The organism is Streptomyces sp. NPDC024687 (genome assembly GCF_055559055.1).
Genome location: NZ_JBVHLJ010000014.1, coordinates 98,980 through 111,283 on the forward strand (window position 1 = coordinate 98,980; position 12,304 = coordinate 111,283).

Below are 12,304 nucleotides of genomic sequence, written 5' to 3' on the forward strand. Positions count from 1 at the left end.
CGACCAGGCCGTCAGGTGCCCGACGGCCTGGCCCGGCACAACCGGCGCACTACTCAGGCCGTGCCCGTCGGCCGTCGTGAGGCCGCCGTCGCCCGGCCCACGTCCGTCAGCGGCCGCAGCCGATACGTGTACGCGTAGTCCCGGTTGGCGAACAGCTTGTACTCGTCGTGGGTGTGCGCGCCCCAGCTGTTGTCGCCGCCGACGCCCATCTGCCGGTGGTTCACCCGCAGGACGACCGCGTCGCGCGGGGTGAGCTGGTAGTCGTGGCGCACGCCGTTGGACAGGTCCTCGGGTGTGAAGTGCGAGGCGTTGACCTCCAGCAGGGGCTCACCGGAGACCAGCAGTCCCACGCCGTCACGGTCGGTCAGGGCCGCCCAGCGGACATCCGTCTTGTTGCCGTTCTCCTGCGGGCGTATGTAGGAGGTCCACTGCTCGGCGACGGTCCCGGAGTAAAGGCCCACGTCCGTACCATCGTTGCGGTCCCAGTGGTTCTCCTCGGGGCCGCGGCCGTAGTAGTGCAGCCGGTCCAGGCGGCGCGGCAGGAACAGGATCGTGCCGACCTCGGGGATGTACGGCAGTGAACTCGCCCCCGGGTGCAGGGTGTTGTCGACCTTGATCTCGCCGTTGCCGAAGACCGTGTAGGTCGTGGTGTACGCCGACTCGGTCGTCGTCGGCAGCGTGCCGGTCACCTTGATCTCCACGGCCCGGTCCCGCAGCGCCCGCACGCTCACATCGGTCACCTTGCGGTTCGCACCCGCGTCGCGCCAGGTCTGGTTGCGGGTGTGCTGCCCGTTGCCGTGGTCGTTGTCGGTGGGAGCCCGCCAGAAGTTGGGCACGGGTCCGGAAGTGATCAGGCGGGTGCCGTGGGCCTTGTACGACGTGATGGTCCCACTGCCCTTGTCGACCGTGACGGAGAACTCCTTCCCCCTGACGGTGACTTGACCGGAAGCGTCCTCGTACCTCAGGGCCGGTACCTTCGCGAGCGGCACCGGCGTCACCGCCGGACTGCCCGCGTCGACGGCGAGCTGCTGCTTGGCCACCTCGAAGCCGGCCCTCGCCCAGGGGGTGGACTCCCTGATGGTGAAAGAGAGTTGGAGGAAGTACTCCCTGCCGGGCGCGGGCGCGCTCGGGAGTTTGTACGGGACGGTGATGTTCTTGCTCGACAGCGGTGCCAGGTTCAGCTGGTCCCGTGTCAGCTTCCCGCGCTGCACCACCTTGCCGTCCGCGGAGAGGGTCCACGTACCGTCGAATTCACGGAGGTTGGTGAAGAGGTACTCGTTGACCAGGGTCACCGACCCGTCCGGGGCCCAGGACGCGTTGACCGCCTGGTAGATCTGCTTGACCTCGGCGGCCTTTCCGGTGTGGCCGCGGTCGGCGGTGACGATGCCGTCCGCGACGAAGGCGCCGTCGTTGGGGTTGTCGCCCCAGTCGCCGCCGAACGCGAAGAAGGTCTTCTGGGCGGGCCGCTTCTCGGTGAGTCCCACGGTCGCCGCGTCGAACCAGAACCGCACGCTTTCGTCGCCGGGACCCCTGCTGTCGGAGGCCAGTTCGGCGGCGGTGAGGGCGCGGGCGTACACGTGCGCCTTCCGGATGGTGCCGCTGAACTCCCTCGTGGGGTTGTCGACATCGACGGCCAGGGCGAGTGGCGTGGTGTTGCTGCTGGGCCGCTGTGTGGTGGTCCGGGTCGCCCTGACCTGGCCGTCCACATGGAGGGTCAACGTGCCCGCGGTCGCGTCGAAGACACCGGCGACGTGGTGTTCCCGGCCCGTCCAGTCGTCCGGGAGCGCCCAGGTGGCGGTGATCCACTGACCGCCGCCGTAGATGAAGAACTCCAGCGACTTGCCGGACTGTTTGAGGGCGTACTGGGTGTCGCCCTTGGCGATGACCGGCTGGTGACCACCCGTCACCTTCGGGGTGAACCAGGCCTCCAGGGTCAGCGAGCCGGTGAGGTCGAGGCGGGCGTCGCGGGCGAAGACCGTACCTCCCGAGACGCCCTTGTCCCGGTCGAACCTGGCGCTCGCGGGCAGGACTTCGCCCTTCAGGGCGCCCGGTCCGCTCTCGGTCAGCAACTGGCGTACCGGGACGGGCTCGGTCAGGGACTGGTCGACGAAGTCCCAGATCCAGCCGCCCTGGAGGACGGGGTAGCGGCGGACGATGTCCCAGTACTTCTTGAAGTTGCCGTTGGAGTTCCCCATCGCGTGGCAGTACTCGATCATCACGTACGGCCGGGTGTCGGCGGTGTTCTTCGCATGCTGTTCCACGCGCGTGGGGCTGTCGTACATCTCCGAGCGGATGTCGCTGATGGTGGGCCGGTCGTCGCCCTCGTACTGGACGACGCGGGTGGTGTCGTACGACTTGATCCAGTCGCGCATGCTCACGAAGGTGCTGCCGCCGCCCGCCTCGTTGCCGAGGGACCAGATCACCACCGAGGCATGGTTCTTGTCGCGGTGGACCATGTTCTGGGCGCGCGCCACACAGGCCGCGCTCCAGTCGGGGTGGTTGCCGGGGTACTGGTCGCGGATGCCGTGGGTCTCCAGGTTGGTCTCGCCGACGAGGTAGAGGCCGTACTCGTCGGCGAGTTCGAGCCACAGCGGGTTGTTGGGGTAGTGCGAGGTGCGGACCGAGTTGATGTTCAGCCGCTTGATGATCGTGATGTCCTTCACGAGGTCCGCGCGGGTGAGCGCGGTGCCGCGGTCGGGGTGCATCTCGTGGCGGTTCGTGCCGCGGAAGGAGACGGGTTTGCCGTTGATGCGCATCAGCCCGTCCTTCAGGGCGAATTCACGCAGGCCGACGCGGTGCGAGAGCGTCTCGATCACCTTGCCCGCGGGGTCGCGCAACCGCAGGACGGCGGTGTAGAGGTTCGGATGCTCGGCCGACCACAGCTTCGGCGCGGGCACGGCCTTCGCCGCCTGTACGGTCGCCTCGCCGCCGGCGTCGAGGGCGACCGCCTGCTGGAGCGGGCGGGACCAGACCGCGTGGCCGCCCGAGTCGTAGAGCTGGGTCTCGACCGTGTAGCGGCCCTGGTTGGCGCCGCCGTAGTCGCGCACGCTCGCGGTGACCGAGAGGTCGGCGGAGGTGTAGTCGTCGCCGAGCGGGGTGTCCAGCTTGAAGTCGCGCAGGTGGACGGCCGGGGTGGAGTAGAGGTAGACCGAGCGGAAGATGCCGCTCAGCCTGATCATGTCCTGGTCCTCCAGCCAGTCGCCGTCCGAGTAGCGGTAGACCTCGACCGCGATCTGGTTGGTGCCCGGCTTCAGGTGCGGGGTGATGTCGTACTCGGCGGGCGTGTAGGAGTCCTCGTGGTAGCCGACGAGTTCGCCGTTGATCCACACGTAGTGCGCGGACTTGACGCCCTCGAAGTGCAGGAAGGTCCGCCGCCCCGACCAGTCCTTCGGCACGGTGAAGGTGCGCCGGTACTGGCCGACGGGGTTGTAGCGGGTCGGGGCGGCGGGCGGCTGCGCCTCCTCGCCGAGACCGTTGGGACCCCACCAGGGGTAGGTGATGTTGATGTAGATCGGGAAGTCATAGCCATGCACCTGCCAAACCGAGGGCACGGGAATCGTGTCCCAGTCCTTGTCGTCCACGTCGGTGCGGTGGAAGTCGGTGTCACGGTCGTCGGGGCGGTCGGCGTAGGCGAACTTCCATGTGCCGTCGAGGCTCAGCCGGTACGGCGAGCGGGTGCGGTCGGCGGCGAGCGCCTGGCCGACGTCGGCGTACGGCATGAGGGTGGTGTGCGGGGGCTGGGTGCCCACCCGGAAGAGGTCGATGGCGCCGTTCCACTCCGGGGCGCCCTCCGCCGCGTGGCCGCGGCCGGCCAGGGGCCCGGAGGAGAGGGCGAGGGCACCGAGCACGGCGGCCCCCGACTCCAGCAGACGCCTGCGGCTGATGGGGGCAGGCAGATACGGGTGGGGCATCGGTGGAACCTTCCTCGGGACGACAGTGCGGTGTACGTACTGAGGGAGCGTCAATTCCTGTGCACTATTGGTGACTTTGAGGCACAGGATGCGACTCAACCTAGATCCCGAAGACGTGTGAGGCAATGACTCTGTCGGACTTTGTGGGGTCCTGAGGGCAAGCGGACAGGCAGACATGCGGCACCCCCGCGTGCGCTCACGCGGGGGTGCCGAGGCGGCCGGGTGCCGAGGTGCCGTCGGGTCAGCCGGCGGCCGGCAAGGTGGGCAGGCCGCCGCCGAGGAGTCCGGTGACGGCTCCGACCACGCTGTCCAGGAGGCCGGTGACCGCGCCCAGCACACCGCCGATGTCCAGCGAGGTCAGCGACTCGAGCAGGGCGTCGATCGTGGACTGGATCGAGGCCAGGAGATCGTCGACGGGGTCGGCCGCCGCGACGGACCGGTCCGTACCGCTCGGCTTGCGCAGCTCTTCCTGGACCTCGGTGTTCGCCGCCTTCACGGTCTTCGCGTGGGCGGCCGCCTCGCTCGCGTCGAGGCGGGTGCCGTCGAGGGCGGTGAGGTCGGTGACGGCGTCCAGGAGGGGCTGGAGAGGCTGGAGGACACGGACGTGTTCGGCACGGTCCAGTGCCTCCAGGCGGTCCGTCAGGGTGTCCGCGTCGACGGTGCCGTACGCGGTCGCCGTCTGGGCCATACCGTGGTCCGACGCGCCGCGGCCCGCGTCGACGACGGCGGCCGCGGTGCCGACCGGGCCGAGGATCAGCGCGGCACAGACCAGAGACGGCAGGAGAAGGCCGCGGGAGACGAGGGGGCGCATGCGGGGTCCTTTCGAAGTGCTTCGTAGGGCCCACCGTGCGAACCGGCCGGGTGTCCCGCAACCGGCCGCGGGGCGTGCGACCGGCCGGTCACCTTCTCAAGAAGGCCTCTGAACAGGCACGTTCCCCGCGCGCTCCCCCGTTTTCGGCGCCCGGGGACGTTCGGCCGTCAGGGTACGGGCCCTCCGCTGTCAGGCGATCCGCTCCGCGAACGCCCGGTACGCCTTCTCGTCGAACAGCACGAACCTGACCTCCTCGACCGCGGTCTCGGTCTCCCGGACGGTCTCCACCGCGATCCGGGCGGCGTCGTCGATCGGCCAGCCGTAGATGCCGGCGGAGACGGCCGGGAAGGCGACGGTCCGGGCACCCAGTTCGTCGGCAACGCGCAGGGACTCGCGGTAGCAGGAGGCCAGCAACTGCGAGCGGTCCTCCTCGCGGCTGTAGCGGGGGCCGACGGTGTGGATCACCCAGCGCGCGTCCAGGTCGCCAGCGGTGGTGGCCACCGCCTTCCCGGTCGCCAGGCCCTTGCCGTAATGCGAGGCGCGCAGCTTCCGGCAGTCCGCCAGGATCGCGGGGCCGCCGCGGCGGTGGATGGCGCCGTCGACTCCTCCCCCACCGAGGAGGGAGGAGTTCGCGGCATTGACGATGGCGTCGGCGCTCTCCCGGGTGATGTCGCCCTGGACGAGCCTGATGGTGGTCATGACCACCACTCTCCCAGCCCGCACCGCTCAGGACTGCAGGCGCAGCTTGCGCCATACCGCCTTCGCGGCGTTGTGTCCCGACATGCCGTGCACGCCCGGGCCCGGCGGGGTCGCCGACGAGCAGATGAAGACGGCCGGGTGCGGGGTGCCGTACGGGGACAGGGAGAGCTTGGGACGCAGCATGGTCTGGAGTCCGGTGACCGCGCCGGAGCCGATGTCGCCGCCGACGTAGTTGGCGTTGCGCGTGGCCAGTTCGGGTGGGCCCGCGATGGCACGGGCGAGGACGCGGTCGCGGAAGCCCGGGGCGAAGCGCTCCAGTTGGCGCTCCATGGCGTCGGTGAGGTCGCCGGTCCAGCCGCTGGGCACATGGCCGTAGGCCCAGAACACGTGCTTCCCGGCCGGGGCCCGACTCGGGTCGACGACGCTGGGCTGCACGGTGATCATGAACGGCCTGTCGGGTGCGCGGCCCTCCCGGGCCGCGGCGCGCAGCGCGGTACCGATCTCCGCGCTGTCGGCGCCGATCTGCACGGTGCCCGCGGCGCGCGCCTCCTTCGCGGTCCACGGCACGGGGCCGTCGAGGGCGTAGTCGACCTTGAAGACACCCGGGCCGTAGCGGTAGCCCTCGTAGTAGTTGCCGAAGCCGGCGATGCGGGCCAGGGCGGTGGGCGAGGTGTCGAAGACGTAGGCGCGGGCGGGCGGCAGGTCGTCGAGCCGCTTGACCTCGTAGTCGGTGTGGACGCTCCCGCCGAGATCCTTCAGGTACCCGGCGAGCGCGTCGGAGATGGACTGGGAGCCACCGCGGGCCACCGGCCAGCCGCGGGCGTGTGCCGCGAGGGCGAAGACCAGACCGATGGCTCCGGTGGCGAAGCCGCCGAGCGGGGCCATGACGTGCGCGACGAGCCCGGCGAACAGGGTCTTGGCGCGTTCGTCGCGGAAGCGGCGCATCAGCCAGGTCGACGGGGGCAGGCCGACGAGACCGAAGCGGGCCAGGGTGAACGGGTCGCGGGGCAGCGCGGTCGCGGGCAGGGACATGAAGTCGCGGGTCAGGGTGTCCCACTTGGGCAGGAACGGCTCGACGAGCCTGCGGTACGTCCCCGCGTCGCGCGGCCCGAACGAGGCGGCCGTCTCGGCGACCGACCTCGACAGCACGGCGGCGGTGCCGTCGGTGAAGGGGTGCGCCATGGGCAGGTCGGCGTGCAGCCACTCCAGCCCGTAGCGCTCCAGGGGCAGGGCGCGGAAGGCCGGGGAGTTGATGCCGAGGGGGTGGGCCGCGGAGCACGGGTCGTGCAGGAAGCCGGGGAGGGTGAGCTCCTCGGTGCGGGCTCCACCGCCGACGGTGCCGCACGCCTCGAAGACGGCCACGGAGAAGCCGCGCCGGGCCAGCTCCACGGCAGCCGTCAGTCCGTTCGGCCCCGCACCCACTACGACCGCATCGAGCATCGACGGCACCTTCGGACCCCTTCGTCAGCCGATGGCCAGAGGATCAGGATATGCCGGGGGACCGACAGTCCCGGGGCGCGGGGGTGAGTCGCACCGCTCCGGCCCGGCGTCGCGTCAGGCCTCACCCGTCAGCAGACCCCTCACCTTGCGGGCCGTCGCCGCGTCGCGGGCCGCGGTGAAGGGGAGGGTGTTGCCGCCCCTGATGCGGAACGGTTCGCCGGTGAGGGTCAGATGGACGCCGCCCGCCTCCTCGACCAGCAGCAGGCCCGCCGCATGGTCCCAGGCCGCCTCCCAGGAGAACGCCACGGCGTCCGACTCACCCCGGGCGACGGCGAGGTACTCCAGGCCGGCCGAGCCGCACCGGCGCGGTGCGACGCCGTCCGTCCACAGTCCCTGCAGGCCGCGCTTCTGCTCGGGCGTGGTGTAGTCCGGGTGGGAGGTGGCCACTTGGAGGTCGCGGCCCGGGTCGGGGGCGCCCGCGTGCAGCCGCTCGCCGTCGAGGAACGCGCCCCGGCCGCGTATCGCCGTGGCCAGTTGGTCCCGGGCCGGTGCGTAGGTCCAGGAGGCGAGCAGCACGCCGCCCCTCGCGAGCGCGACCAGCATGCAGAAGCCGGGGTCGCCGTGCACGAACTGTCGGGTGCCGTCGACGGGGTCGACTATCCACACCGGTGTGTCGCCCTGGAGCGCCCCGTACGACGCCGGGTTGGCGTGGACCGCCTCCTCGCCGACCACGACGGAGCCGGGCAGGAGGGCGCCGAGCACCCCGGTGAGGTACTGCTCGGCCAGCCGGTCGGCGTCCGTGACCAGGTCGTGCGGGCCGGCCTTCTGGTCGACCTCGTGCGCGGCGAGCCGCCGGAAGCGCGGCATGACCTCGGCGGCGGCGGCCTTGCGCACCGCCTCTTCCACGTCACCCGCGTGCCGGTCGAGAAACTCGTCGATGGTTTCCGTGTCTTCGATCATGACTCCATGAGAGCACGCGGGACCGACAATCCCCACCCGCCTGTTGAAGGGCGAGTGGAATCGCCGTGAACATCGAGGTCCGGAGGCGACGGACGCTCAACTCGTGACACGGGGCGTGGCGTCGTACGCCTTGCCGCCGCCGTCACCGTCACCGTCACCGGCCCACCGCGTACCCCTGCATCCCCCGGGGATTGGCCGCCGCCGACAGCACTCCCGTCTCCGGATCCCGCGCCACCGCGCACAGCCGTCCCTCCGACCACGGCTCCCCCACCGTCACGTCGTGGCCCCGCCGCCGTAGCTCCTCGACCACCCCGGGATCCATGCGCGCCTCCACCGTGACGCTCCCCGGCCGCATCCCGCGCGGATAGAACGACCCGGGGAAGCTGTCGTTGTGCCAGTTCGGGGCGTCGATCGCGCCCTGGAGGTCGAGGCCGCCGCGGACCGGGGAACGCAGGGCGAGGGCCAGGAAGAAGTGGAGCTGCCACTGGTCCTGCTGGTCCCCGCCGGGTGTGCCGAAGGCCAGGACGGGCACCCCGGCGCGCAGGGCGATCGAGGGCGTGAGGGTGGTGCGGGGGCGGCGGCCGGGGGTGAGGGAGTTCGGCAGGCCCTCCTCCAGCCAGGTCATCTGGAGCCGCGTGCCGAGCGGGAAGCCCAGTTCGGGCACGACCGGGTTGGACTGGAGCCATCCGCCGCTGGGAGTCGCGGCGACCATGTTGCCCCAGCGGTCGACGACGTCGAGGTGGCAGGTGTCGCCCCGAGTGCCGCCGTCCGCACCGGTCTCGGGCTCACCCGGCACGGGTGACGTGGGGTTCTTCGCGACCGTGGGCTCCCCGACTCCCATCGGGCTGAACCCGGGCTCGTCGGTGAGGACCACACGCGCGTGTGCGCTGAGCCGCGGGGCGCGCCCGCCGGGACTGCCCGGCCGCAGCTCGTACGAGGCCTTGTCGCCGACGAGTTCACGCCGCCCCGCGTTGTACTGGGCCGACAGCAGCTCACCGAGCGGCACCTCGGCCGCGTCCCCGTACCAGGCCTCCCGGTCGGCCATGGCGAGCTTGCAGCCCTCGACCAGCAGATGGACGTACTCGGCGGACCCGTACCGGGGCAGCTCGGGCGGCAGCAGTGCGAGCTGCTGGAGGAGGACCGGGCCCTGGCTCCAGGGGCCGGCCTTGCACAGGGTCCAGCCGTTCCAGTCGTACGTCGCCGGCGCCTCGTAGGTCGTGGACCACCCGGCGAGATCGGCGGCCGTGAGCGTGCCGGTGTGGCGCGAGCCGCTGGTGTCCATGGTGGGGCGCCGCGCCTGCCGTACGAGGGCCTCGGCGATGAATCCGCTGCGCCACACCTCGCGCGCGGCCTCGATCTGCGCGACCCGGTCGCCCGCCCCCGCCACCTCGCCGATCAGTCGCTTCCAGGTGGCGGCGAGGGCGGGGTTGCGGAACAGCTCGCCGGGCCGCGGGGCCTTCCCACCTGGCAGATACACCTCCGCCGACGAGGTCCACTCCGTCTCGAACAACTCCCGTACGCTCTCGACGGTCGCGCCGACGTTCTCCACGGGCGCGTGCCCGTCCTCCGCGTACCCGATGGCGTACTTGAGCACGTCGGCGAGGGACTTGGTGCCGTGGTCGCGGAGCAGCAGCATCCAGGCGTCGAAGGCGCCGGGGACCGCGGCGGCGAGGGGGCCGGTGCCGGGGACGAGATCCAGGCCCAGCCCCTTGTAGTGGGCCACGGTCGCCCCGGCGGGCGCGACGCCCTGCCCGCACAGCACCCGCACCTCCCCACCGGCGGGCGCGAGCAGGATCGGCACCTCGCCGGCGGGCCCGTTGAGGTGCGGCTCGACGACGTGCAGCACGAAGGCACCGGCCACCGCGGCGTCGTACGCGTTGCCGCCGTCCTCCAGCACCGCCATCGCCGACTGCGAGGCCAGCCAATGGGTGGAGGACACCATGCCGAAGGTGCCCTGGAGGGTGGGGCGGGTGGTGAACATGTGGGCTCCGACTCGCTGTCCAGGTCGTTCGGGTCGTTCGGGTCGGAGCTCTCCTCCGCCCGGTCCTTCAGCAGGTTATCGATCGCGGGCGCGGGACGAGCAGCCGTCGTGGGTGCGGACGGAGGTCCTACTCCCTGTCGAGGACACCAGGGGTGTCGTGCAGGACCACGCTCTGCTGGAGCGGGACGCGTTCCCGGCCGACCGCGTTGACCGGCGCCGCCGGATCGGCCGTGCCGAAGGAGATGCCGAACAGCAGCTTGAGCTCCTCGGGAACGCCCAAAAACTCCCGGACGGTGTCGGCGTAGACGCCGAGTATGGTCTGCGGGATGCCGGCCAGCCCCCGGGCCGCCAGCGAGAGCAGGAAGTTCTGTGCGTACATGCCGATGTCCCCGGCTGTCCGTACCCCGTCACCGAGGGCCGGCATGAACAGGAGGGCGACGTGGGGCGCGCCGTAGAACTCCAGGTTCTCGCGGACCGCCGCCCGCCTGCCCTCTCGGTCGGAACGCGCTATGCCCCGGGCTCCGTAATGACTCGCGGCCAGGGCCTGGGCGCGGCTCGAGGTAGACACCCTCACCGTAGTCGGCGGTGAAGTCCGGGGAGGTCCGGCCCTCTTCCTCGGCCCGGAGGAGTTCCCCGCTCAGCGCGGACCGCTGCGCACCCGAGACGACGTGCACGGTCCACGGCTGGGTGTTGCTGTTCGAGGGGGCCGTCCGGGCGTCCTCCAGTACGCCACGGATGTCCGACGGGGACACGGGGGTGGCCAGGAAACGGCGGGGGGAGCGTCGCGCGCGTGCGATGTCGGTGAAGGGTGATGCGGTGCCGGTCAAGGCTCTTCTTCCTCTCTGTGCGACGTGGGGGGACGGCGCGCTCTTCGTGTTCGCGTCGGTGTGTGTTCGCGTTGGTGTTCGCGTTGGTGTTCGTGACGTGCCGGCGAGGCCGCTCTCGTGGCACGGCGCGGCGCGGTGTCCGCGGTGGCCTTCGCCGGGTGGTGGCTCAGCGGTGGGCGGCGCGGTTCATCTCGACGACGTCGTCGACGGTGGGGTCGGCACCGAGGGCGGCGAAGCGTTCCGGGAGGCTGTCGCGGATGGCGGCGGCCTTGGTGCGGTCGGCCGCGGCCAGGGCCGCCGGGAGCTCGTCGAGGGTCAACTCGGTGCAGTAGGCAGGGCTGTTGGGCTGCTGGCGCCAGGAGTCGGCCAGGGTACCGGCGTCGTAGGGGTCGAAGCCGGTGTCGTCCACGAGCTGCATGGCCACCTTCCGCGCCTCCTCGGAGTCGCCGGCGACGGGGATCGCGATACGGCCGGGCGTTCCTGCCGGGACGCCCTTGGCCCGCTGGGTCTCGGCCAGCGCGGCGTTCCACGCCTTGACCACGGGACGGCCGAGCTGCTCGGCGGTGTACACGCTCTCGACCTGGCCGTTGTCCACGGCCTCGATGGGCTCGCTGAGCATGCCCGGGTAGTAGTTCGAGGTGTCGATCACCACCGTCTCGGCGGGGAGCGAGGCGAACAGGTACGCCAGCTGTCCCGCCACCCCGAACGGGATCGCCAGGATGATCACGTCTCGGTCCTGGACCGACTCCTCCAGGTCCACCGCACGGACCCCGGACCCCAGCACCTCGGCCGGGACGGCCTCGGGGCCGCGTACATGGGCGACCTGGACGTCGTGACCGGCCGCGCTGAGCTTGACGGCGAGATTCCCGCCGATGGCACCGGTGCCTATAACAGTGATTTTCATGATTTGTCCTTCGAAGGGTTGCGCTGCGCCCGTGAGGGCGGAACGAGGTGACAGGTATGTGGGCCACGCCGGTCGGCCGGGCGTGGGTGGGGGCGGTTACGCCTGGGCGGGCCGTTCGCGGTAGCCGGTCGCGATCAGGGCGCGGAGCCGGTCGAGGGAGTCCTCGTCGGGACCGTTGCCCTTGATCCAGGCGAGGGAGCAGGCCGCGAGGAACAGGTCGTAGCCCCGTACCGAGGCGCGTACGTGTCCGGCGTGCTGCGCTGCTCGAACGTACTGGTCGGTGGCGGTGATGAGGATGTCGCAGGGAATCGTGAGCGGACTGTCCGGCTCGTGCGCCCGGGCCGCGGCCATGAGCGGTTCCGGAAGGCCGCTGTAGGCGCTGAAGTACTCCTCCATCGCCCGCAGCCACTGCTCCAAGGCCTCGGCGGGGTCGCCGAGTTGCTCGATGTCCGCCTGGCGGGCCACGAGTTCCTCGGAGCGGGTCTGCAGCACGGCCGCCAGCAGCGCCTCCCGGGTGGGGAAGTGCCGGTACAGGGTGCCGGGACCGACACCGGCCTCCTTGGCCACCGCCTCCAGGGAGGTGCCGACGCCATGCCGCAGGAAATGACGCTGCGCGGTCTCCAGCAGGGCAGCGCGGTTGCGCTGGACGTCCGCGCGGGGCCTGCGTTCGCGCTGTGCACCGGCGCTCATGCGCCCTCCTGCCTGCCGTCACTCTGCGGCGCATCAAAACGGATGCAGCCTCCGTATGCCTTCGAGAGTAAAACGGAGGCG

Annotated in this window: 9 protein-coding genes and 1 pseudogene; all 10 read right to left on the minus strand. The window is 71.3% G+C overall.

What is annotated here, in order from left to right; genetic code table 11:
* Positions 1-53 precede the first annotated feature (53 nt).
* Positions 54-3,911 (minus strand): glycoside hydrolase family 2 TIM barrel-domain containing protein, encoded by a 3,858-nt coding sequence (locus ACZ39I_RS38075; RefSeq protein ID WP_467249793.1) that lies wholly within the window; start codon positions 3,909-3,911, stop codon positions 54-56.
* A gap of 241 nt (positions 3,912-4,152) precedes the next feature.
* On the minus strand, positions 4,153-4,722 hold the full coding sequence (locus tag ACZ39I_RS38080; RefSeq protein ID WP_467249794.1) for a hypothetical protein: 570 nt from the start codon (positions 4,720-4,722) through the stop codon (positions 4,153-4,155).
* Positions 4,723-4,911: 189 nt separating this feature from the next.
* Positions 4,912-5,421, minus strand: a complete 510-nt coding sequence (locus ACZ39I_RS38085; RefSeq protein WP_467249796.1) for an O-acetyl-ADP-ribose deacetylase — start codon at positions 5,419-5,421, stop codon at positions 4,912-4,914.
* Positions 5,422-5,448: 27 nt separating this feature from the next.
* Positions 5,449-6,861 carry a phytoene desaturase family protein gene (locus ACZ39I_RS38090; protein ID WP_467249798.1) on the minus strand — a complete coding sequence of 471 codons (1,413 nt, stop codon included), beginning with the start codon at positions 6,859-6,861 and terminating at the stop codon, positions 5,449-5,451.
* A gap of 114 nt (positions 6,862-6,975) precedes the next feature.
* Positions 6,976-7,821, minus strand: a complete 846-nt coding sequence (locus tag ACZ39I_RS38095) for an inositol monophosphatase family protein (protein ID WP_467249800.1) — start codon at positions 7,819-7,821, stop codon at positions 6,976-6,978.
* Between the two features lie 154 nt (positions 7,822-7,975).
* Positions 7,976-9,802, minus strand: a complete 1,827-nt coding sequence (locus ACZ39I_RS38100) for a gamma-glutamyltransferase family protein (RefSeq protein ID WP_467249801.1) — start codon at positions 9,800-9,802, stop codon at positions 7,976-7,978.
* Positions 9,803-9,929: 127 nt separating this feature from the next.
* Complete coding sequence (locus tag ACZ39I_RS38105) at positions 9,930-10,370, minus strand: nitroreductase family protein (RefSeq protein ID WP_467249803.1); 441 nt, start codon at positions 10,368-10,370, stop codon at positions 9,930-9,932.
* Positions 10,371-10,470: 100 nt separating this feature from the next.
* Positions 10,471-10,554 (minus strand): annotated as a pseudogene (locus tag ACZ39I_RS38110) (nitroreductase); the annotation flags it as partial.
* Between the two features lie 241 nt (positions 10,555-10,795).
* A complete protein-coding gene (locus ACZ39I_RS38115; protein ID WP_467249805.1) occupies positions 10,796-11,533 on the minus strand; it encodes an NADPH-dependent F420 reductase in 738 nt (245 codons plus the stop codon).
* A gap of 96 nt (positions 11,534-11,629) precedes the next feature.
* Complete coding sequence (locus tag ACZ39I_RS38120) at positions 11,630-12,223, minus strand: TetR/AcrR family transcriptional regulator (protein ID WP_467249806.1); 594 nt, start codon at positions 12,221-12,223, stop codon at positions 11,630-11,632.
* Between the last annotated feature and the right edge of the window lie 81 nt (positions 12,224-12,304).